The organism is Psychrobacter sp. D2 (assembly GCF_013608135.1).
GTDB classification, from domain to species: Bacteria; Pseudomonadota; Gammaproteobacteria; order Pseudomonadales; family Moraxellaceae; genus Psychrobacter; species Psychrobacter cryohalolentis.
Genome location: NZ_JACDXZ010000005.1, coordinates 151865 through 174658 on the forward strand (window position 1 = coordinate 151865; position 22794 = coordinate 174658).

Consider the following 22794-nt stretch of genomic DNA (forward strand, 5'->3'; position numbering starts at 1 on the left):
ATTGAACATTAACGGATAGAGTATTGAATATAAAACTATGACGTCAATTAAAGACCATGAAATGCTTCAAGTCTTTAAAACGCATAGTTATACGTCAACAACCATGTTCTAGGCGCACCAAGACCAATTTGGTTTTTGCCCGAGGTGCCATTGGTAGCCCCAAGCGCATATTCTTTATCCAGAGCGTTATTTAGATTCAATTGCAGATTATGTTTGCCTATGCTGTAGGCAGTCATTAAATCTACGGTCGTATAGCCAGCGAGCTCGACTGCCTCTGCGTCTCCAGCGTAGCGGTCACTGATATAATTCACCCCGCCACCAATTCGCCATTGATCAGCGGGTTGATAAGCGGTCCATAACGAGAACGTTTGGTTCGGTACGTCGTTTGGCGTCAGACCCGTTTTTTTATCTTCAGCATCAAGATAACTATAGCCTGCCGACACATCCCAATTATCACTTAGCTTACCTCGAGCTTCTAACTCTAGACCTTGATGACGAAACTCATCTTTATCCGTCACTTCGCGATTGTCATTGGTTTTTGGGTCTTCTTTATCAATGCGATAGAGAGAAGCATTCAGCATAATATCGTCATTATTTAAATACGTTTTCACCCCAATCTCTTTTAGGTCGGTCTGATAAAGTGCACCCAATTTTGGATTGATAAACGTTCCTGAATAAGGCAGCTGCCATGAACGCGCTACGGTGGCATAAGCGGAGGTGGCGTCATTAAACTTATAGACGACGCCTGTTCGGTAACTGAATTTGTCGTCGTTAAGCTCACTGTCCTTACCATTAGCGTTTTGACTCAGGCGCATATTGTCATAGCGAACGTTGCCGACAAGTGACCAGTCGCCAATGTGATAGACATCTTGGGCAAAGACACCGATGCTTTGGGTGCTATTTTTACGAAATGCGGGGAAACCTGGGTTAGGCGTTGGACCAGCGCTCGGGTTAGTTGCAGATGTGGGTGGTACATTTTTGTCAGTCGCAAGAGTTAAATCAATGTCAATATCATTATAATCGGCACCAAATAGCAGCTCATGATTGCCCTTATTCCAAGCAAGCTCAGACTGCAATGTCTTAGTCGTGCGTGGATCATAACCAAAATTATTGACAGTACGTTCAACCTTATCATTGACCACATCAGCAGATGATTGACGAGTGCCTTTTTGCTCTAAAGTAATATGGCTGTATGAAGCTCGATTGGTCCATTTAACGTTTTCGTTAATATCAAACTCATGATTGACATTGGCATGCCAAGTGTCTGAATCTTGGTAATCATTGGTGCCGCCATAAAAAGTATTAGGAGGTACATCAACAGGCTTACCATTTTTGGACGGAACACCGCGATAAGGCACTAGGTGCTGACGCATAAAATCAAGCGAGAAATCAAGCGTTTGTTGGTCAGTCGGCTGCCAGCGAACTGTCGGTGCGATAAAGACATCATTTGAATCGACATGATCGACATAGGAGTCACTACGGCGATACTCGGCATTGATACGGGCATTGACGGTATCTGATAATTTATGCGAGCTATCGACGCGCGCCACGGCTAAGCCATCGCTACCCACTTGCGCTTGCACCTTATCGAAGTTTTTACCTTCTGCTTTTTTGCTAACGAGGTTGATAATGCCGCCCGCACTACCACGCCCATACAGCGCGCCCGCTGGACCTTTTACCACCTCTACGCGCTCTACATTGGCGAGGCTGCGATAGGACTGCAATTTGCCATCATCACGCATACCATCGCTATAGACATCGTTTAAACCATTGAATCCACGCAGCACAAACTCGTCTCGGCTACCTTCGCCAAGCGTGTTATTCAAACCGGCGACGCCTTTCATAGCATCCATCACGCGCACCGCGCCCCTATCCTCTAGCTCCGTTTTAGTCACTACCGATACTGACTGCGGCACATCTAACCACTCGGTCTGCGTTTTGGTCCCTGATGTTGGGGCATAAGCAGCATAGCCTTCATAGGTTTTAGCCATGACCACAATCGGCGCTAGCGTCGTTGATGGTAGTGTTGTTAATGGCTGTATAGCTGTCTCTTGAGCAGCAACCTGTTGACTCACCACCATGGTTAGACCAGTCATCATCATGGTTAGGAATAATTGAGCACGGACCGCAGTCACTAAGGGTTTAGGTTGATGGTGAGACATAATTAGATCCATAGATATGTTAAGGAATGAGCGAGGTTGTCAGTGGCTTAGTATCAATAATTATTGAGCAGGATTTATTGATACTTAATTATATGAATGATAATAATTTTGCAAATGATAACTATTACTGTTTATAATTGCAACGTTTTAGTAACACTATTCACCTTTAACTGACATAAACACTTGCTAAATAATTGGAATGGTTATGGTTATTATTTTTAAACGTTCTGCGCTTTGTCTTGCTATGTTTTGCATTCATCAACAAAGTAGCGCTGAGATGACGCCCATTAGTAAGAAAACGAGTGTTGAGGCTCGCTCAGACACTTCCATTACAACTAGCTCCATTAATAATAAAGCAGAAACAAAAGTACTTTCTTTTACTGCCGCGCCAATCATTGTCACTGCAGAGACGTTAGGTGATTCTAGTGCTAATCAGGTAAAAGCATTTGCCGGTAATCGTACGGTGATTGACAACGATTTCATTAAGAAAACCGTGAGTAACTCAATTGACAGTGCATTACAGTTTATTCCAGGTGTCAAAATTGACGATGAAACAGGGACTGGTGTATTACCTAACATCTCTATCCGCGGTCTACATGCCAGCCGTAGTGGACAAGCGCAGTTTTTGATGGATGGTATTCCTTTAACCTTGGCACCTTATGGTCATACCGGTCAGTCTATCTTTCCAGCAACCCTCGATAATCTTGAGCGCATCGATGTCGTACGCGGCGGGGCTGCGACCCAATATGGTCCAAATAATGTTGGTGGCGTGATTAACCTCATTACCAAACCTATCGCGAAAGAAACTCAAACTGAGATTGGTACCAATTTAACGATCTTTGAACAGAACGGTAAGCCATTAACCAGTTTATATGCCCGTCACAGCCGCTGGTTAAATGATGATTTCGGAGTACAGCTAGAAGCCAACGGTATTAAGGGCGACAGCTTTAGAGATCACTCAGACACTGAAGTCACTAACCTACAAGCAAAAGCCCTTTGGTATATTGATGACAATCAGGAACTAGAAGGGTTCCTACAATACTATGATGCCGATACAGAAATGCCGGGTGCGCTCTCGCCTGCTGCCTATGAGCAAGATGTTGGACAGAGTCAACGCCCACTTGAAGCTTATCAAGGTAAATCAACGCGCTGGCATGCTAAGTACAAAAACTACTTGGATATCGGTGATGAAGCAGTATTAGACGTCACTACTTTTGGTCATCATGCCACACGTAATTTTGAGTGGGGATTTAACTCACAAGCGAACAAACAAGGCGTACATTGGGCAGACCCTACTATTGCAGCAGACAGCCTGCGTACCTCCCCTCGTGAGTTTACTGTTTATGGCGTAGAGCCGAAGTTTTCTATGAAGATTGGTGATAGCAAAAATATCAAGCACCACCTCATCAGTGGCGTGCGCTACGTCAATGAAGACATCGATTATAAACTGACGCAAACCAAACTTGCTGATGGTACGACGACCATGCCCCGTGATTGGAACCTACAAACGGATGCATGGGCCGCTTATGTGAGCGATGAGATGAGCTTTCTGGATGAGCGTCTAAAAGTTAACCCCGGTATTCGTTATGAAAATGCAAAAATGACGTTTAATGATGCTGGTAATAACACGCAAGCAGACAATACCATCACAGAGTGGCTACCTGGATTAACCACATCTTATGCATTAACCAAGTCTGATGACAAGCTTTGGCTGATTTATGCCAATGCGCAGAAATCCCTAAGAACGCCGCAAATTGCCAATATTCGCGGTAACGGTGAAGAAGGCAGTGAGCTTGCATGGAATTATGAAATAGGTACACGCTATACCACCGATAATCTGCAAGCTAATTTGGGATTGTATCGCATAGATTTTAAAGATCAGCTGCAATGGAACAGCGCAGAGCAAAGCTTTGATAATGTGGGTCGTACCTTGCATCAAGGTTTAGAAACTGCGATTACTTATGCCCCAAAAACATTCAAAAACCTAGATGTAGGTCTTAGTTACAACTATCTTGATGCCACGCTAAAAGAAGGGGTAGATGAAGGCAATCAACTGCCGTACAGCTCGCCACATCAGTTGGGCTGGCATGCCAGTTATAAGCATCAAGATTACAACGCCACTTTATCTGGCGTTTACTATGACAAAGCTTATGCTGATAATGCTAACACGGTAGCAGAAAACAAAGACGGCGGCATTGGTGAGACACCTGCGTATCAAGTTTGGAATTTGAGCCTACAAAAAACATTGCAAGATACCAAAAACGAAAAACTATCTGTTCAGTTCGGTATTAATAACTTATTTGATGAACAGTATTATTTCCGCGGTGTCGATACCAGTCCTGTTGGTCGCTATCCTGCACCCGGACGTTCATACAAACTGGGGCTTAACTATCAATTTTAAGGGTTAATAAATCCTAATCCTTGAATACTTCGCAACGATAAAAGCAAATCTGAAATGGATTTGCTTTTGTTTCAAAATACATTGCAACCTGTTTGTCTCTCTTATCAATTTTCACTGCTTACCTTCGCACTTAAACCCCTCTCTTAAAAATTTTAGTAGATTTCAGCCATTAATAGCACAATATTTTCATAACTTACTTGTAAATGATTATCATTATCATTATCATTATCATTACGGTCACGAAATATTGTCATGCTTGTTTTTATTGATAGTTCATTATAAGAGGAAAGCTTTATGTCCTATGCAACGGTTCTTATCACTCATGTGGTCAATGATGCAGTTATTGAAGGTTTTATCCCCGCCTTATTGAAATTGAGGCACGCACCTGACAGTCAATTGATTATCATAACCGATGATAAAGACGCTCACATGGATGCGTTAATAGCGACGCCTTTAGGAGCACAAATCAGCATCCTTGAGTGCGATGTATTTAACCCGCTAGCGATCATTGACACCTTAAATAGTCATCATATCCTGCCCAATCTGGTCTTTAGTAATAGCGACCATCTACAAGCCGCAACCGCTGTCGTCGCTGAATTTTTCCATTTGCCTAGTAAAGACTGGCGTCACTGTTTGGTTTTTAAAGACAAGTACTTAATGAGAAAACAGCTGCATTCTGCTTACTTATATCAAGCCGGCTATCAGCTGCTAAGCGCTAAAGATTTACATCTTGAGAACCTCAGCATCAACTTTCCTCTGGTCGCTAAACCCAAGCAAGGCGTCGCGAGCATGGACGTTCAGCTTTGTATGAATAAAAACGAGCTGCTAAGTTATTGCCAAATTTTTTGGCAATCAAAGACCCTGCCTATTTTGGTTGAGTCCTATGTGGCTGGGCGCTTAATTACGTTAGAGACACTCGGAGATGGTGAGAGTTTGGTGGCGGTAGGCGGCTTTGAGGTGACATTGACCGAACCGCCACATTTTGTAGAGCTTGATGCGGTTTGGAATACGCCTTTATGTGTACAGTACCGTGAGCGCTGTTTGTCAATTCTGCAAGATATCGGTGTGGGGCTTGGCGTCTGTCACAGTGAGTTTATTATTGCCCCAACGGGCGAGGTGCATTTGGTTGAAATCAATTATCGCAGCATCGGCGATGGTAGAGAGTTTTTATTACATGATATGGCGCACTACCCTTGGTTTGATACCATTGTTAGATTGCATCAAGGGGTCAGCATTGCTGAGTTAGAGGCCGAGTTCGGGTCACTCGCCATCAGTACGCATGCACGCATTCATTACATTGTTGCACCTCAATCTGGCACCATTTGCATAGCACCTAGCCCATTTAATAAGCAAATGCAGCAGACGACCATTATCCATCAGCCCCTAAAAAAACAACATCAAACTATTCACATTACCCACTCTAATAAAGACTATTTAAGCCGACTACTGGCTTATTCCGATTGCGTAAACACCATGAATGACGTACTAAGCGATGCTATAGAAAATTTGCAATGGCAGTTTGACGCATAAAACTTTAGACCTACCTTTTACCGATTTAACTTTTAGTTTTTAAATTGTTATATTTTGAGAGTTTATAATGGATAAGCAGTATATTACCGAACGCTTTATTAACACCTGCATCCGCGAAGATGTCTATGGTTTGCTATCAGATCATGCTGTTATCGAAACAGAATTTGATCTTCCCAACCTTCCGGAAGGATTAAAACAGCAAAAGTTGTGGTTGAAAATAAACTCATCCAATCAAACCAATTGGTTGCCGATTGTAGCCAGTGATTATATGCAATATTGGCAACTTGCCAGCCCAATGTGGCTTCAAAAAAACTCAGACGGTTACCTCATCAAGCATGACTATCAGGATTTTGTCGCCATTCTCAAACAGTTGCCAGATGCCTGTGAGACTGCGCTCGACAGCTATCTGCTTGAGCTTGATTGTGCCATCGAACACCGAGCGTTAGCGCGCCAAGGGTTTGAGTCTCAACGTCGCCATCTTGAGCGCAATATTAATGGATACCCAAGCTGGTCTGAGCGTTTGCTATACGCCGATCAAGTCGCCTCGTATTTGGATCACCCTTATTATCCGACTGCCCGAGCCAAGCTTGGTCTGGACGCGTCTGATATCGCAGCCTATAGTCCAGAGTTTGCACCAACCTTTAGTCTATATTGGGTTGCTATCTCTAAAGCACTAAGCACTGTCAGCGCCAAGCTGCCTAATATTTGGCCAAGCTTTGCAGACGTCGGTCTCAGTCCGGACCTCCAACAGACGCATCACCTATTTCCAGTACATCCGTTAACGCTGTCGCTGCTGCAACATGCTTTCAAGGATGATACGCGGCAACTTATATTGGCACCCAAGTCTGCGCTCAGCGTACAACCAACCTTATCTGTGCGCACGGTAGTGTGCTGTGCTGAGCCAAATATTCATATCAAAATACCGCTCATCGTCCGCACCTTGGGCAATAAAAACGTGCGCTTAATTAAACCCTCAACCATTTATGATGGTCACTGGTTTCAACGCACCTTGCAGTTGATTGAAAAAAATGATGCTGCGCTGCAAGGGTGTTACGCCCATTGCGATGAAAGCCTAGGTGGTCATATGGGCGATGATAAAACTCTTGCCTTTATAGTCAGGCACTATGACGATATCAATTTAACGGACAAAACCCCTGTCCCAGTGGCAGCATTTGGCAGCGTCATGCCTGATGGTCGCCCCTTTATCAGCCACTTAATTGCACAGTTTTATGACGGTGATAGTAAGCTTTGGTTAAAAGAGTACATCCATCTGTTATGCCATGTTCATTTAAATTTATGGATCAAATATGGCATTGCGCTAGAAGCCAATCAGCAAAATGCCGTCATTGTATTTGATCACCATAGCCGCACGATGACCTTGCTCATGAAAGACAATGATTCTGCACGCCTTTATTCACCGCGATTTAACGCTGGCATGGCACAATTTGGTTTAGGCAATGTGATAAATAGCAGTGCTATTAATGATATTAAAGACCAACGTATCCTCGTTGAAGATGAGTTGGCATTAGCGCAGATGTTTTTGACCATCACGCTCCAGCTAGACATCGTTGCCATTATTGAGATGATGAGCGCCCATAACATCATCAACCGTCATGACGCCTATCAAACCTTAATAGACTGTATTGATACGACCTTACACAGCCTCTCTAAACAAGGTTACGACATCCATCTTGCCAAGCAAGTCTTATTAGAGAGCCAGCACTGGTATATCAAATACTTATTGTCTGCTGGCAGTCTGTTGTCAAAAGAGCAGTCTGGCGCGAGCGATATCAATAAGTTCTATGGCAAATCAGCACCCAATACCTTAAAACTTATGCAGCAACACAAGCAGGACTCCTAATGAGCTATCGAATGATGGTGGCAATCGTCCTATGTTGTCACTACCTGTCCGCGTTTTCTGCGTTAGGTATGCCACTGTTTTTACCAATCATGCTCCAAGAGCTAAATGCGCCATTGCAATCAGGCTGGGTTGGTTTGCTGTTTATATTACCGACCCTCATGACTGCCATCGCTGCCAGATACTGGGGAAGTTTTGCCGATACATATGGTCGCAAAACATCCTTGTTGCGGGCGGAGTTGGGTTTGGCGGTGGGGTTTTTGATATGCGGATTTTCTCAGTCTTTATGGCAGCTCGTCATAGGGCTGAGCGTTCAGGGGCTGTTTGGTGGGACAATGGCTGCCTCAAACGCCTATTTAGCCACCAGTATCACTGATAAAAACGCCTTAAAACAGGTGTTGAATTTCACTCAATTCTCAGCACGACTTGCCCTGATTACGGCCCCGATTGGGCTAGGGTTTTTGGTACACTATTACGAGGTGTTAAGTTTGTATCGCGTACTTGCCATTCTGCCGCTCTTAGCATTACTACTCAGCTTTTTGTTAAAAAAAGACGTTATCAAAGCAGACAATGTCAGCACAAGCACCAAGACTACCCAATTGCCAAAAGCATCTACAAAAACCAAAACCAAAACCAAAACCAAAACCAACAACAGTAACAGCAACACAGCTAAAAGCGATAAAAAGGAGACTCAGCACTCAGCACAAAGTCTAACGAGCACAGCTTTTTTCGCCAATCCTTATCTGTTTATATCGGTGCTGCAGTTTTTCTTAGCCTTTTGTATGGTAGCGACTTTCCCCTATTTTTTGCCATTTGCCAAAACTTTTGGGCTTAGCACCTCTCAAATAGGACAGTTATATGCCATGCCTCATGTCATGTATCTGATCTGCCAGCTGCTCTATGGGCGCATCAGCCAACGCCTGCCAGCAACATCCTTAAGCCTTGGTTTTACGGTATTAGCGAGTGCGGTTTTACTGCATTTGACGGATTATCTTCCCCTGATTTGGTTGGCTAGGATGCTATTTGGCGTTGGCATGTTTATGTGTTACCAAAGCCTGCATGCGCAAATGGCGGATACCAATCAGTCTAAGCATAGCGGCAAAATATTCTCTCGCTATGATGCGCTAGCAAAATGGGGCGGCGTGCTAGCAGGATTGTCGGTCACTTTATTTGTACCGATGTTTGGTTTGATCTCTCCTTTTGTTCTCTCAGCAATGATGGCAGTTATCGCGATAATAACTATCAAAATGTATCAAGAAAAATATAGCAATATTGTGTAGAGGGCACTACAAACAACAATTACTCTAAAAACATCTAAAACATTTAAAACATTAAAAAAAAGACTTCACTTATGAAACCAAACTATTCACTATCAAACAACACGATACCAAATTTTCTACCACCCAGTAAAACAGTTGAAAATATCCCAGTGCCAAGCCTGCTTTCGCAGTACCATCAGTATAAGTCTGAGCAGCATGCACTGACGAATATCATCAATTGTTATCTTCGTGAGTTTGCCATCCCCAATCAAGACCTAAGCATTGATGAGTCTGATGACGATTTACCACTGTGTCTACGTGATAACCGCGCCTGCCTAAGCACGCGCCTATTAACGATTCGATTTCCTGTCGCTAATGAGGCTGCTTCTGCAAAAATCGTATTGCCAGTGGCGTATTTTAGTCATCTAGGCAAGAGCCATCCAAGCGGAGCGCCTTGGCTAAAAGCTCGCGGTCAATCATGGGCGTGCCTCAACATTTATCAATTGGTCGATTATCTGCACAGTTATATTGCTACGCGTTATCAAATCGATATCAACCAAGAGCTAAAATACCAGATTGATAATAGCATCAGCGTGACAACCGCTTTTTTGCAGGCCTCTAGCAACCACGCTACTAACTACCATCACGATTTACAGCAAGATAAATCCACCGTTAATGGCTATATAGATAGCGAGCAAGCATTGCTGTGGGGTCATGCGTATCATCCGTCGCCAAAAAGCCGGCAAGGGGTCGACATGACGTCTTTATTGGCGCACTCGCCCGAAACCCAAAGCCAGTTTGCTCTGTTTTGGTTTAAGGTTGACTTCTCCCTTGTCAGCTATATTGGCAAAGACACCAAAACCATACTGCGCAATATCGCTCGCACGTTACTTGCTGACGCTGGCGACTTACTAGAGTCTATTAATTCAGATACTGATAGCGACACCGATTGGGTTTACTACCCTTGTCATCCGTGGGAAGCCGATGACATCTTGGCAAATACCACCATCAAGCGAGCAGTCACATCAGGATATATGATACCGCTTGGTCTGACAGGTAAGGCGGTATCCCCAACCTCATCGGTGCGCACCTTATATCATCACCAGCTATCACATTTTATCAAATGCTCTATCCATGTTCGTCTGACCAATTGCATTCGCAAAAACTCTTGGTATGAGCTCCACAGTGCCGTTTATCTAAATAGCATTTTAGATAAAATTGATCACAGCAAGCGTCTGACTGCGCCAGCTTTTAAGCTGATGTTAGAGCCGGGGGCTGCCACCCTTGATATGAGCGCCAAATTCCCCGATGACGATTCCAGCTCGACTCAGTTTATTACCGAGTCCTTTGGCATGTTATTTCGAGAGTCATTTACGATGGATGAAATTAAATATCTTAAGCCACAAGTTGCTGCGGCCTTATTTACAGAGGATAGATTCGGAGACAGCGTCATCGAGCGCCAGCTACAAAAACATTGCGTACACACTGGTCAACGTGATAACGAGCATTCATCTTATGACACTCTAGCCTGCTTATGGTTCAGCCGTTATGCAAATACTTTAATTGACGGCACGTTTGATTACTTTTTTAATCATGGCGTTGTTTTCGAGCCGCATTTACAAAACACGGTAATTGGCTTTCATCAAGGTCTGCCGACATGCGTCTGGATTCGAGATTTGGAAGGCACCAAGCTGGTTGATAGCCTGTGGTCACTTGCTGACGCGACTGGTTTATCCGAGCGCTGTAAACAATCCATCCGCTATTCTAAAGCAGCAGGATGGTCACGTATTGCCTATTGCGTTTTTGTGAACAATCTTAGTGAGGCCATCTTTTATTTATGCCGAGGTGCGCAATCAGCAGAGATTTTAGAGGCGCGACTTTGGCAGCATGTCAAAGATATATTGATGAACTGGCAGCTGGTATATGGTACTCAGCCTGAAATTCAGGATTTGTTAGACGGCGGTAGCTTACCCAGCAAGACCAATTATAAAACTCGATTACTCACGCTTGCTGATAAACATTCCGCCTACGTGATGCTCCCTTGCCCGTGGCAGTCCTCTATGCTCAACGCCAATAAAGACAATATAAAAACTCATAAATTATCTGAATCAAAGGTTGCCTAAAATGATGACAAACGTGACAACAACACACTTAGTCGAAACCTCAGATAAGCATTCGCTTCCTCAAAAAATAATTGACTGTATCCATAATTATGATGCGCAGCCGTCACCGCTCTGTGCTTACATTTATGACTTGGAAGCTCTAGAAGAGCGTATAACAGCTATGAAGCGCTGCCTGCCTGATAACACGCAGCTGTTTTATGCCATAAAGGCCAATGCTGAGCCTCAAATACTATCAACCTTAGCAGAGCATGTAGATGGGTTTGAGGCCGCTTCTGCAGGCGAGCTCAATTGGCTACAAACCCACCAGCCGAACCATCCTATTATTTTTGGTGGACCGGGCAAGCTTACCTCAGATCTACAGCAAGCCATACAACAGCAAATCGATACCATTCATGTGGAGAGTCTGGTCGAGCTGGCTCGAATCCAAACATTAAGTCAATCCTTGCAGCTTACCGTCCGTATATTTTTGCGGATGAATATTGATATTGGTGATATCGGCAGTAGTAAGCTGGTCATGGGCGGCAAGCCTACCCCCTTTGGGCTGGATGAAACCCATCTCAAGCAAGCGCTAGCTATCATCGAATCAAGCCCATTTATTGAATTTTGTGGGTTTCATTTTCACTTGATGTCGCATCAATTGTCAGTAGATCGCCATCTACTATTAATGCAGCGCTATATGGAGATGGTCAAGAAATGGCAACAGAATTATTCGTCGTTGCCCTCAAAACTGACCATCAATGTGGGTGGCGGCATTGGTATTCACTATGATCAGCAGCCGCAGCATTTTGAGTGGGAAGTATTCTGTCAACAGCTTGCCATCATTTTAACTGCAAATCCGGAGTTTACGGTCAGGTTTGAGATTGGACGTTTTATCACTGCGCCCTGTGGTTATTACGTCATGGGGGTACTGGATATCAAAAAAAATCTTGGCGAGACATTTGTGATTGGTCATGGCGGCACGCATCACTTTAGAACGCCCGCCGCGCAGCAACACAATCATCCTTTTTGTATCGTGCCGCGCCGCACGAGCCACGCAATGGAAAACCAGTTGCTAGAAAATCTGATAGAGCAAGCCGCCATCACTGGCACCAAGGCAACCCTTGTCGGTCAGCTTTGTACGCCCAAAGACATACTGGCAAAAGACCAATGGATTGACGCGCTGCATATCGGCGACTACCTTGTTTTTACCTTAGCAGGCGCTTATGCTTGGAATATCTCTCACCAAAACTTCTTAATGCATCAGCCACCGAAAATGATTTTTTTATAAAAGGATAAGGCTAATTTAATATATAAAGAAAAATATGCGTTTTTGCTAGGCACCGTCAATAATTAAGAAAGAATGAAGCTGATTTCAGTGTGACAGTTCGGCAGGTAAGGTTGTGGCAAAAATAGAACCTCAAAGTCGTTGAATAAAAACTTATAAATACAAGAAAGCTGATGATGGGCATAAGACCCATGAAAACCTATTAAACCGTAACTTTAGCCCATCTGCGCTTAAACAATTCTAGACAGGTGATGTCACCTATATTCGTATCAAAGGCGGCTAGTGTTATCTAGCCGTCTTTGGATTTGTATGCCTGTCGTGTGATGGGATTTTTCGTGTCAGACTCGCCTGATAGTATGCTGACCACTATAGACTGACTGTTGATTTTCGTGTGCTCAGAACCTCCTAACCATGACACTCATTTGCATTGATTTATGATCGATGCGCTATACAGGTATCGAACTATTCATTTTAGATATGGATTGCATGATTACGAAATCGATAGCATAGGTTATGATTAAGTAGTATGCCTAAAATCTCCCAATTGAGTTCCTACCTGACTTACAGCGTAGACCACATAGCTGCGTTATGTATAAAAAACCCACTAAGCATCTACTGAGGCATTTTAGCGGGCTCTTATTAATTTTAGAAATATTCAGATAGCTTGATTGATATTAAGGTTTGATAGAAGGGTCTGAGCTTAGCCAAACTGAAAGGCTGATATCTGAGTGTTCATTACTTGCTGAGAATAGACCTTTTGCCCTTGATCTGTTCCTGCTGCGCCCGCGATAACCATCAGCGGGATCAAATGCTCTTCGCTTCCTAATAGATGAGACTCAATAGCATGGGGCGCTTTAGACCAATCACTAAGAGCTGCAAATCGCGCATCTTCATCGGCTGCAACCGTCTTAGTTAACCAATCATCAAATGCCACTGATGGAGCCGTGAATTTTTTATCGCCATAACCGCGCATATTATGAAAACTCATACCGCTGCCCACAATTAGTACCCCTTCATCACGTAATGTCGCAATTGCTTTACCTGCCATTAAATGGGCTTCAGGATCGAGATCCTGACGTAGCGATAACTGCACTACTGGAATATCCGCATTAGGGAACATGAGTTTTAACGGGATGAATACTCCATGATCAAAGCCTCTTGTAGCATCTTGTGTATTGTTTAAACCTGCATCAGTGAGCATATTACCTATCCGTTCAGCCAATACTGGCGCGCCCGCTGCTGGATAAGTCAGCTGATAAGTATGCTCAGGGAACCCATAATAATCATAAATTAGATCAGGTTGTGTGCTAGTGGTAATACTAAACTCGGAGGTTTGCCAATGTGCGCTGACGATCAAAACAGCTTTGGGACGCCGTGGCAAGCGACTTGAGATATCTTTTAAAAATTCAGCCATTTGATCCCAAGTATCAGCTGGCTGCCACTCCATAAAAAAACAAGGACCTGCACCGTGAGGTATAAATAATACTGGCTGCGTGGCTGAAATAGACTCATTATTCATTAGCTTCACTCCATTATCTTTACTAAATACTGCTAGGATGAACAGGGACAGTTCTACTGGGATTCAATGCTTTTAAATAATAATAAGCCACATGGAAGCATACTAAAGTCACAAGCCAGCGAACATAGCCTTCTTTATCTTATATAGGTTGCCAGTTTTTAGTCCAATTGTTGCCATTACTTAAGATGGACACTTACTATTAGCGAGTAAATGTGGATTTATTACTGATGATTATTAAACATTATCTAATTTTTCTGATAAAGCATTATCCATACTGAGATAACCGCCACCTTGTATTGCCAAAGCAATCAAAGCGACCATCAATACTAAGGCATACTCATAGCCACCATCAGCGACGAACAGCCCATTATTTATATGAACAGAAAAAATAGCAACGAGCATAGTGAATGCAGCGACTAATGCAGCTGGTCGTGTCAATAATCCTAATACTAAGGCAAGACCACCAAAGAACTCAGCACCCCCTGCCAATATTGCCATTAGGAAACCAGGTTCCATACCCATACTGCTTAACCACCCAGCCGTGCCAGCCAGCCCATTGCCACCAAACCAGCCAAATAACTTTTGTGAGCCATGAGCCATCAAAATCAAACCTACGGGTACACGAAGGATTAAAGCGGCAGCGCCCGCTTTAGATAGCAAAATTCTATTCAGTACTGACATTTTCATTGTTATTACTCCATTAGGTTTATTTTAGGAAGGGTATTTAATTCCTGGAATAACCATACTTTACTATCAACACAGTAAAAGAGTAAGATAGATAATATTGAATAATTAACAACATATCATTGATAATTGTTTTGGCGTTGAATTTTGATGATTAAATAGAAATAGGGCAAAATATGGATAGAATCGATGCAATGCGCGCCTTTGTGGCAGTGGTGACCGAAGGCAGTTTTAGTAATGCGGCAAATACCTTGCAGCTGTCACCGCAGTTGGTGAGCAAATATGTCTCTAAGTTGGAGGAGCAGCTAAATACACGCCTGCTTAATCGCACCACTCGTAAAGTCAGCCTTACCGAAGCTGGCAGTCATTACTTCGGACATGCACAACAGATTTTACTTAGCATTGATGATATGGAATCAAAATTAGGTGGTTTACAACAGAATCCCAAAGGCGTTTTAAGAATCAGTGCACCAGTATCGTTTGCCTTAAAACATATGGCTAAGTTAATCACTGACTTTCAGATCCATTATCCATTGGTCAAGGTCGACCTACAATTAACTGATCGCAAAGTCGATATTGTCGAGGAGGGTTTCGATGTGGCCTTGCGTATCGGGCAGCTAAAAAGCTCGTCACTGATTGCTAAGAAGGTCGCACCCATTCGTGTGATGTTATGCGCTGCACCTGATTACCTGAACAAACATGGCACGCCTACTCAACCTGAAGATATTGCCGAACACCGCTATTTGCATTACAGCTATATGAATATGGATGGTAAGGACGATATCTACCAATTATTAAAAGCAAAATACCTCAAGCAAGGTAGCGAGCTTCGTAGTAATAATGGTGATGTATTGGTGGACGCGGCTATTGCAGGCGCAGGTTTGGTATTACAGCCGACGTTTATTATCAGTGAATCAATTAGCAGTGGCAAACTAGTCGTCGTGTTACCAGAAATTGAGCCTGAGGCTTTGGGCTTATATGCAGTGTATGCCCATAGAAAATTACTGCCACATAAAGTGAGGTGTTTTATTGATTTTATGGAAGGCTATTATGGCACGCCACCGTACTGGGACGAGTCCATACCTTAGCTTTTATTGGGCTTAACGGTAATGACTCGTTTATTAAACTAGCACTCGTAAATTCTCACGCATAGGTTTATATTCTATATTAACACTATGATGTATTCATATTTTCTCACGCTTATAATCAAACCCTTCTTCATCATAAATCTGATAAGTCACGTCTAACAATGTTTTTAACAATTCTGATTTGTCAAAATGTCTGACACTCATCACAATCGGTGAGGTTAAATGACCATCCTCAAATGGAATATAAGTCACTTCTTGACTACGCAGATGCTCAAGCGTCTTTGGCACAATAGTCAGGCCTTCACCTGCTGCTACTAACCCTAATGCAACATGTAACTCACGTACTTCAGTCAGATAATTGGCTTTTAAGTTACGGGCTTCAAACAATTCCAACACATAATCAATAAAGCTGGGACGCGGCGCTGTTGGATATAACAATAGATTTTCATTGGTTAAATCCATTAGATTGATGCTAGTACGATTCTCCTTTATAAGCACGTGACTGACAGGAACTGCAGCAAGCTTAGTGGATGTTAATAAAACAACAGCCAGCTATTACTTTCACAGGCTAAGACTACTGATTTATGAAAATAGTCAGGAGCCTGACCTTCTAGAAGGCGAAATAGAAGTTAATGAGAGCCACTTTGACGGCAGACGCAAAGGCAAACGTGGTCGGGGTGCTGGTAACAAAGTTCCTGTTTTTGGACTACTGAAGCGCAATGGTAGCGTCTATGCTTGTATCATCCCTAATGCCAAAGCGATACCTTAATCCCTATTATAAGAGAGAAAGTAAAGCCTGATAGTCTCGTTTATACTGACTCATTCAGAAGTTATAATGCCCTTGATATCAGTAAGTTTACCCATTATCGTATCAATCATTCAAAAGAGTTTGCACAAGACAATAATGATATTAACGGAATAGAGAACTTTTGGAGTCAAGCAAAGCGTCATATGCGTAAATATAATGGCATTCCAAAAGAACATTTCCATCTGTTTCTAAAAGAATGTGAGTGGCGTTTTAACTACAGTAATCCAAAACGTCAATTACATCAGCTAAAACAATGGGTTAAATAGGAACTGAACTGGTTATCTAGGACAGCCCCTAGCTTTATATTCAATAGTAGCCATCATTCTAACTATGTGTTGCAAACTGGGCTGCAAGTGGTACAGTAAAGAGATGTAGGCAATAGCTTTAAGGTAATTTTTAGGATAGAAATTTTAATTCTATTCAAAGGGATTTTATTCAAAGGAGCTGAACACCAATGAGTATAACTAAATAGGCATCCATTCATATTCGTTGTGATGGTGAATCTACCACATTACTTTCTATTTTAAATATTGCCTGTCCTATGCGCCCATATTCTTTTACTACACGCTTAGTAAACTGGACATTAGCATCTGTAGATTGGAATGATCAATTAACTTGAGTGATTGCTCAAATATATCTTGAACATTTATTTTAGTCCAGTTAAGATGATCATTGCTACATAAATTACTCCTACTTATAAACACTTCTAAAGGATAAATCATGCCATCAAACTACGGACAAAAAATTCAAGCCGGTGTTAAATTCCCCGATATAAACGTACAAATACTAAATGGTGATATAAAGTCACTAGGTACACCTGATAATGGTCATGACTGGAAATTGGTCGTGGTGTATCGAGGTCAACATTGTCCCATATGTACTAAATACCTCAACCAGTTAGAAACCGTAAAATCGTCATTTGCTGATGCGGGTGTCGATATCATTGCAGTATCAGGTGATAGTAAAGAGCAATTAGAGAGTCATTTAGAAAAATTAGATATCGACTTCCCTATTGCCTATGGTCTGACTGTTGAGCAGATGAATACGCTAGGACTTTATATCTCAGAGCCACGTTCAGAGAAAGAGACCGATCATCCCTTTGCAGAGCCTGGTGTATTTGTGATTAATGCTGATGGAGAAATTCAAATCGTTGATATCTCCAACGCACCTTTTGCTAGACCTGAACTTGAAGCCCTTGCGAATGGTTTAGCCTTTATTCGAAAGAATGACTACCCTATTCGCGGTACGCATCGTTAGGCTCACTGTAAAAAATAATCCTTAATGACTGCATGAGTCTTTAAGGATTATTTGTATTTTTCATTGCTTTTATGATTGTCAAACTAAGAGCTCAACATGATAGGATCAGGTTATGCTCAAATTTTATTTTCATCAAACCCCAAACCCGATGAAAGTAGCTGTCTATCTCGAAGAGACTGGCTTGCCATATGAGTTGATCGCTATAGATACCTTAAAAGGCGAACAACATACCTCTGAGTATCGCGCTATTAACCCCAATGGTAAAACCCCGGCAATCGAAGATGATGGCAAACTCGTGTTTGATTCTACTGCTATCTTGATGTATCTCTCCGAAAAAACAGGGAAATTAGCCGGTAAACCAGAAGATCGTGGCGAGATGCTGTCATGGTTGATGTTTATAGCGACAGGTTTAGGACCGTTTTCTGGTCAATCCGTGCATTTTAGACATAAGGCACCAGAGAAAACGCCTTATGCTATCAATCGCTATCTTCGTGAAGCCGAACGTCATTACGAAGTGTTAGAGACCCACATGGAAGGTCGCGAGTATCTGGTTGGCGATGAGTATTCCATTGCTGATATTTCAGCTTGGGGGTGGATTGATAAAGCAACCGTAGTGTTAGGTGAAGAAGGTTTAGACAACTATCCTAATCTAAAGCGCTGGTTTGCAAATATAAGTGCTCGTCCTGCGGTCCAAAAAGCCCGAAATATTCCTAAAGGCATCGAGTTTAAGACCGAGTTTGATGATGTGGCAGCACGCGCGCTATATCCTCAAAACTTTGCTAAACCCGATAAGAATACCTAACAGCCAAAGAACAACGATCAAGTTAGAGGAATAATTGGCATAGGGTAAGAGTACGGAACATGATACTCACATGATTAAGATTGGTGACGGCGATCCATTCTCATCGGGTTTTGTGGCGATCCACCCTAACTCTAAGATTCCATCAGCTGTGTAAGAATACGCGCTCATTTACCCAACTCAAGGACGAGACATGAAAATACTCAGAACTCCCGATTCGCGTTTTGCAAACCTACCAGATTACAACTTTGACCCGCACTATCTAATGGTCGACGACAGCGAAGACAGTGAGCTGCGCGTGCATTATTTAGACGAAGGACCAAGAGACGCTGATCCAGTGTTACTGCTGCATGGGGAGCCTTCATGGTGTTATCTATATCGTAAAATGATTCCGATACTGACTGTAGCGGGACACCGCGTTATTGCGCCAGACCTCCCCGGTTTTGGGCGCTCAGACAAACCCACGTCTCGTACTGACTATACCTACCAACGTCATGTCAACTGGATGCAATCCGTACTCGACCAATTAGATCTGAATAACATCACTCTGTTTTGTCAAGATTGGGGTGGACTGATTGGTTTGCGTTTGGTTGCAGAAAATCCAGACCGATTTGCTCGGGTAGCAGCTGGCAACACCATGCTCCCCACCGGCGACCACGATCTAGGTGAAGGTTTTCGTAAATGGCAGCAATTCTCGCAGGAAACACCTCAATTTCATGTCGGAGGGACCATCAAGAGCGGTACCGTTACTGAGCTGTCACAGGCGGTGATCGACGCCTATAATGCGCCATTTCCTGATGAATCCTATAAGGAGGGCGCTAGACAGTTTCCACTGCTTGTACCCTCGACGCCGGATGATCCTGCTTCAGAAAATAATCGCGCCGCATGGATTGAGCTGAGTAAATGGACAAAGCCCTTTATCACACTATTCAGCGATTCTGACCCAGTGACTGCTGGTGGCGATCGCATTATGCAAAAAATCATTCCCGGAACCAAAGGTCAAGCACATACGACTATTGCCAACGGCGGACATTTTCTTCAAGAAGACCAAGGTGAAAAAGTGGCTAAGCTTTTGGTCCAATTTATTCATGATAACCCGAGATAATTCATCATCACCCTAAGTGACTTAAAGTAAAAAATATAAAGAACTTTGCGCTATTTTCTATAATTTTTTGACAGCTTTTTGTTAGTCATGTTAAATGCTTCATTAAACCACTAGTTTATCTCTGCATCTTCTTTAGCATAGATCCTATTCGATCATGATACTGAAAGCGACTACACTAATACGCTAGGATAGTGCTATATTTCAAAATACTAAATATCCACGCCCCTACTATTAAGGACTGACCAATGAGCAGAGAATTTACCCCACAAGAAGGCTCTTGCTCCTGTTATAGCAATACTTATACGATCAACAATCAACCCATTGGACGCTTTATCTGCCACTGCACTATTTGCCAAGAATTCACTGGCCAAGCTTATAATGATGTGACGATTTTACTTAAACCCGATGTGAGTTCATTAAACCTTATCAGAACCAAATTTCGCCGCTGGAAACTCCCACCAAATATTAGCCGCGGACTTTGTACCCGTTGCAATAAACCCAGTATAGAAATGGCGTTGGGCGGCAATCTAATATTAATACCCACAACAAATTATCCTGATGTGGCGGCACTACCCAAGCCAACTATGCATCTATTTTATAATCGCCGCACCAGCGATATAAAGGATGATTTGCCCAAGTACAACGGCTTTGTGCAAAGTCAGGCGATGATCTTGAAGGCGCTTGCTCAAGGTATGTATAAGAGAGTCAGTAAACGCTAGTAGTATTAACTTTGACAGACTCTACCAATTATCATTTGGAACCCAATATGACTTCAACCGCAGTAGAAATTACGGTAAAAAACGCTGCCGATATCGCTATTATCGGCGGTAGCGGTCTGTATCAAATGCAAGCTTTGACCAATAAGCGTAGCGTTAAAATTGAGACACCCTATGGTGAGCCATCTGATGACATCGTGCTCGGTGAACTTAATGGCGTCACAGTTACATTCTTAACGCGACATGGTCAAGGACACAGGTTAACCCCCTCTGAGGTGCCTTATCGTGCCAACATCTATGCCTTAAAGACTTTAGGCGTACGCTATATCGTCTCAGTATCAGCGGTTGGCTCATTGCAAGAAACGCTGAAACCACTAGATATGGTCATCCCCGATCAAATGATTGATATGACCAAGCAGAGAGTAAGCACGTTCTTTGGAGATGGTGCGGTCGCCCATGTGTCAATGGCTGACCCTTTATGCCCTGAAGTAGCAGACATCTTGATTCGAGCTTATGACAACGCGGATATTGCCGATGGGCAGTGCCACGCAAAAGCCACCTATGTCTGTATCGAAGGACCTCAGTTTTCAACTCGCGCAGAATCACATTGGTATCGGCAGATGCAAGCGGATATTATCGGTATGACCAATATGCCAGAAGCTAAGCTGGCACGCGAAGCCAGTATCGCCTATGCAACGTTAGCGCTAGTGACAGATTTTGATTGTTGGCATCCAAATGAGCAAGCCGTCAGTGCAGATTATGCTATACAAAATCTAATGAAAAATGCAGACAACGCGCAGCAAGTCATTAAGCAAGCTGTGGCATTAATTGCATCCGAACAGCCTAAATCAATCGCTCATACTGCTTTGACCCAAGCATTAGTCACGCCTGTTGAAGCGATGAGCGAAGAGACTAAGACAAGGCTTGCGGCATTGCTTCCGTAGAGGTTAAAACCTTAGACATTTATAATGTTCTTTCATATAAAAGAGGCCTTCAAACTATTTGAGGGCCTCTTTTATATGAAAGATAGCTTTTTGGAGAGATAGCTTTTTCAACATCATACAGGTCTTACTTTTAGCAACAGCTTCCTGAATTAACAAACGGCCCAGACACTATATCCGCTTGATGACCAAACGGTAAGATATTACCACAACCTGCAAAAATACCATAGTGGCGACTATCATCGCCAATAAAATCAAAATGCTTAGCAAAGCGTGACTCTTTTAGCATACGAAAAGTATTACCACAGACAGGGAAAACGCGGCCTGTCTCAATCGTATGATGTTTATCTAAATTAAAATGATGCGGTAGCTGGTCAATGGTTCCGTGATAAATGACTGCTTGACCATGGTCTTCACAAGCATCTTCCAGCGTGGCAATCTTGAATAATCGATAAGTAGCGGAAAAAAACTGAATATCGCCAATCTTAGCAGCAAGTAGCGGATCGGTGATTTCAAGCGGACGATCTTCAACCAAACGCGGGTCTAAAAAATCAGCATGTCGTGCTAAGCGCTCAAAATCCTTCCAGTATAAGGCACCACTTAAACACTCTCCATAAAGGACAGGATCATTGACTAAATGCTGCGGTATACGGCGGTCTGCATAGACATCAGAGAAATAAAACTCACCGCCAGGCTTGAGCAAACGCTGCACACTGGCCATCACCGCTGCTTTATCAGGCGATAGGTTAATAACACAATTTGAGACAATGATATCGAAGCTATTGGGGTCTAAATTGAGCTCATCTAGCTTTTCGATGTAGCCCTTGAGAAAAGTCACATTGTCGTAGCCAAATTTATCCACATGATAATTTTGATGCTGCTTTGCAATGGCTAGTTGTTCATCTGTCATATCGACACCGACCACATGACCTGTACGTCCAACCAATTGTGCTAATGCATAGACATCACGGCCCGAACCGCAGCCCAAATCTAGGATACGGCAGCCTTCAAGTAGCGCTGGGCAGACCAAGCCACAACCATAATATCGACTTAGAACCTCATCATGAATATTCGCTAACAAAGGCTTTAACCAACTTGGCATATTGCTAATATCACAGCATGCTGACGTTTTCAAATCCTCAGTACTTTGTAGCTGCTTGCCATAATAATCTTGAACGACCTCATGCATAATAACTTCCTTGTTAATAATAAAACGGCTTAAGCAACCTTATTCAGCCCCCTATATCAGGGTCATCCTAAAGATAAGAAATATGAACCAT

The 22794-nt window shown here is 43.0% G+C and carries 17 protein-coding genes and 1 pseudogene; 13 read left to right on the top strand and 5 right to left on the bottom strand.

Annotation, left to right across the window (positions count from 1 at the left end):
* Nucleotides 1-74: 74 nt before the first annotated feature.
* Nucleotides 75-2162 carry a TonB-dependent siderophore receptor gene (locus H0262_RS08485; protein ID WP_259275436.1) on the bottom strand — a complete coding sequence of 696 codons (2088 nt, stop codon included), beginning with the start codon at nt 2160-2162 and terminating at the stop codon, nt 75-77.
* 205 nt (nt 2163-2367) lie between these two features.
* On the opposite strand from H0262_RS08485, the gene H0262_RS08490 reads away from it, so the two are divergent.
* The 6 genes from H0262_RS08490 (at nt 2368) to H0262_RS08515 (ending at nt 12600) form a co-directional block, all read left to right on the top strand.
* Entirely contained in the window at nt 2368-4563 is a 2196-nt protein-coding gene (locus H0262_RS08490; RefSeq protein ID WP_181210449.1) for a TonB-dependent siderophore receptor, read from the top strand.
* Nucleotides 4564-4857: 294 nt separating this feature from the next.
* Entirely contained in the window at nt 4858-6093 is a 1236-nt protein-coding gene (locus H0262_RS08495; protein WP_181210450.1) for an acetyl-CoA carboxylase biotin carboxylase subunit family protein, read from the top strand.
* Between the two features lie 67 nt (nt 6094-6160).
* Complete coding sequence (locus H0262_RS08500; protein WP_181210451.1) at nt 6161-7954, top strand: IucA/IucC family protein; 1794 nt, start codon at nt 6161-6163, stop codon at nt 7952-7954.
* A complete protein-coding gene (locus H0262_RS08505; protein WP_181210452.1) occupies nt 7954-9231 on the top strand; it encodes an MFS transporter in 1278 nt (425 codons plus the stop codon). The genes H0262_RS08500 and H0262_RS08505 overlap by 1 nt, the downstream gene beginning before the upstream one ends.
* Nucleotides 9232-9302: 71 nt before the next feature.
* Nucleotides 9303-11333, top strand: a complete 2031-nt coding sequence (locus tag H0262_RS08510) for an IucA/IucC family siderophore biosynthesis protein (protein ID WP_181210453.1) — start codon at nt 9303-9305, stop codon at nt 11331-11333.
* A gap of 1 nt (nt 11334) precedes the next feature.
* On the top strand, nt 11335-12600 hold the full coding sequence (locus tag H0262_RS08515; RefSeq protein WP_181210454.1) for a type III PLP-dependent enzyme: 1266 nt from the start codon (nt 11335-11337) through the stop codon (nt 12598-12600).
* Between the two features lie 697 nt (nt 12601-13297).
* On the opposite strand, the gene H0262_RS08520 is transcribed toward H0262_RS08515, so the two are convergent.
* Nucleotides 13298-14116, bottom strand: coding sequence for a class III extradiol ring-cleavage dioxygenase (locus tag H0262_RS08520; RefSeq protein WP_181210455.1), 819 nt, complete (start codon nt 14114-14116; stop codon nt 13298-13300).
* Between the two features lie 234 nt (nt 14117-14350).
* Nucleotides 14351-14803 (bottom strand): DoxX family protein, encoded by a 453-nt coding sequence (locus H0262_RS08525; protein WP_181210456.1) that lies wholly within the window; start codon nt 14801-14803, stop codon nt 14351-14353.
* Between the two features lie 173 nt (nt 14804-14976).
* Here H0262_RS08525 and H0262_RS08530 point away from each other — a divergent pair, with 173 nt between their 5' ends.
* Nucleotides 14977-15888 carry a LysR family transcriptional regulator gene (locus H0262_RS08530; RefSeq protein ID WP_149408307.1) on the top strand — a complete coding sequence of 304 codons (912 nt, stop codon included), beginning with the start codon at nt 14977-14979 and terminating at the stop codon, nt 15886-15888.
* 96 nt (nt 15889-15984) lie between these two features.
* On the opposite strand, the gene H0262_RS08535 is transcribed toward H0262_RS08530, so the two are convergent.
* On the bottom strand, nt 15985-16386 hold the full coding sequence (locus H0262_RS08535) for a LysR substrate-binding domain-containing protein (protein ID WP_310502986.1): 402 nt from the start codon (nt 16384-16386) through the stop codon (nt 15985-15987).
* Between the two features lie 13 nt (nt 16387-16399).
* Between H0262_RS08535 and H0262_RS08540 the strand changes: the two are divergent.
* The 6 genes and pseudogenes from H0262_RS08540 to mtnP all read left to right on the top strand — a co-directional run.
* A pseudogene (locus H0262_RS08540) lies at nt 16400-16962 on the top strand (IS1595 family transposase); the annotation flags it as partial.
* A 454-nt stretch (nt 16963-17416) separates the two neighbouring features.
* Nucleotides 17417-17953: a peroxiredoxin-like family protein gene (locus tag H0262_RS08545; RefSeq protein ID WP_181210458.1), complete on the top strand. Its 537-nt coding sequence runs from the start codon at nt 17417-17419 to the stop codon at nt 17951-17953.
* Between the two features lie 112 nt (nt 17954-18065).
* Nucleotides 18066-18755 carry a glutathione S-transferase family protein gene (locus H0262_RS08550; protein WP_181210459.1) on the top strand — a complete coding sequence of 230 codons (690 nt, stop codon included), beginning with the start codon at nt 18066-18068 and terminating at the stop codon, nt 18753-18755.
* A 190-nt stretch (nt 18756-18945) separates the two neighbouring features.
* A complete protein-coding gene (locus tag H0262_RS08555) occupies nt 18946-19857 on the top strand; it encodes a haloalkane dehalogenase (RefSeq protein ID WP_181210460.1) in 912 nt (303 codons plus the stop codon).
* Between the two features lie 245 nt (nt 19858-20102).
* Nucleotides 20103-20576: a GFA family protein gene (locus tag H0262_RS08560; protein ID WP_181210461.1), complete on the top strand. Its 474-nt coding sequence runs from the start codon at nt 20103-20105 to the stop codon at nt 20574-20576.
* 47 nt (nt 20577-20623) lie between these two features.
* Nucleotides 20624-21517: an S-methyl-5'-thioadenosine phosphorylase gene (gene mtnP, locus H0262_RS08565; protein ID WP_181210462.1), complete on the top strand. Its 894-nt coding sequence runs from the start codon at nt 20624-20626 to the stop codon at nt 21515-21517.
* Between the two features lie 130 nt (nt 21518-21647).
* Here mtnP and H0262_RS08570 read toward each other — a convergent pair whose 3' ends face one another.
* Nucleotides 21648-22703, bottom strand: a complete 1056-nt coding sequence (locus H0262_RS08570) for a methyltransferase domain-containing protein (protein ID WP_149408327.1) — start codon at nt 22701-22703, stop codon at nt 21648-21650.
* Between the last annotated feature and the right edge of the window lie 91 nt (nt 22704-22794).

Excerpts from the sequence above, each read along its gene's own strand:
- H0262_RS08560 (WP_181210461.1), top strand. The coding sequence starts at position 20,103 with ATGAGCAGAGAATTTACCCCACAAGAAGGCTCTTGCTCCTGTTATAGC.
- H0262_RS08550 (WP_181210459.1), top strand. The coding sequence starts at position 18,066 with ATGCTCAAATTTTATTTTCATCAAACCCCAAACCCGATGAAAGTAGCT.
- H0262_RS08570 (WP_149408327.1), bottom strand. The coding sequence starts at position 22,703 with ATGCATGAGGTCGTTCAAGATTATTATGGCAAGCAGCTACAAAGTACT.
- H0262_RS08525 (WP_181210456.1), bottom strand. The coding sequence starts at position 14,803 with ATGAAAATGTCAGTACTGAATAGAATTTTGCTATCTAAAGCGGGCGCT.
- H0262_RS08500 (WP_181210451.1), top strand. The coding sequence starts at position 6,161 with ATGGATAAGCAGTATATTACCGAACGCTTTATTAACACCTGCATCCGC.
- H0262_RS08555 (WP_181210460.1), top strand. The coding sequence starts at position 18,946 with ATGAAAATACTCAGAACTCCCGATTCGCGTTTTGCAAACCTACCAGAT.
- H0262_RS08495 (WP_181210450.1), top strand. The coding sequence starts at position 4,858 with ATGTCCTATGCAACGGTTCTTATCACTCATGTGGTCAATGATGCAGTT.
- mtnP (WP_181210462.1), top strand. The coding sequence starts at position 20,624 with ATGACTTCAACCGCAGTAGAAATTACGGTAAAAAACGCTGCCGATATC.
- H0262_RS08520 (WP_181210455.1), bottom strand. The coding sequence starts at position 14,116 with ATGAATAATGAGTCTATTTCAGCCACGCAGCCAGTATTATTTATACCT.
- H0262_RS08485 (WP_259275436.1), bottom strand. The coding sequence starts at position 2,162 with ATGTCTCACCATCAACCTAAACCCTTAGTGACTGCGGTCCGTGCTCAA.
- H0262_RS08530 (WP_149408307.1), top strand. The coding sequence starts at position 14,977 with ATGGATAGAATCGATGCAATGCGCGCCTTTGTGGCAGTGGTGACCGAA.
- H0262_RS08505 (WP_181210452.1), top strand. The coding sequence starts at position 7,954 with ATGAGCTATCGAATGATGGTGGCAATCGTCCTATGTTGTCACTACCTG.
- H0262_RS08510 (WP_181210453.1), top strand. The coding sequence starts at position 9,303 with ATGAAACCAAACTATTCACTATCAAACAACACGATACCAAATTTTCTA.
- H0262_RS08545 (WP_181210458.1), top strand. The coding sequence starts at position 17,417 with ATGCCATCAAACTACGGACAAAAAATTCAAGCCGGTGTTAAATTCCCC.
- H0262_RS08490 (WP_181210449.1), top strand. The coding sequence starts at position 2,368 with ATGGTTATTATTTTTAAACGTTCTGCGCTTTGTCTTGCTATGTTTTGC.
- H0262_RS08515 (WP_181210454.1), top strand. The coding sequence starts at position 11,335 with ATGATGACAAACGTGACAACAACACACTTAGTCGAAACCTCAGATAAG.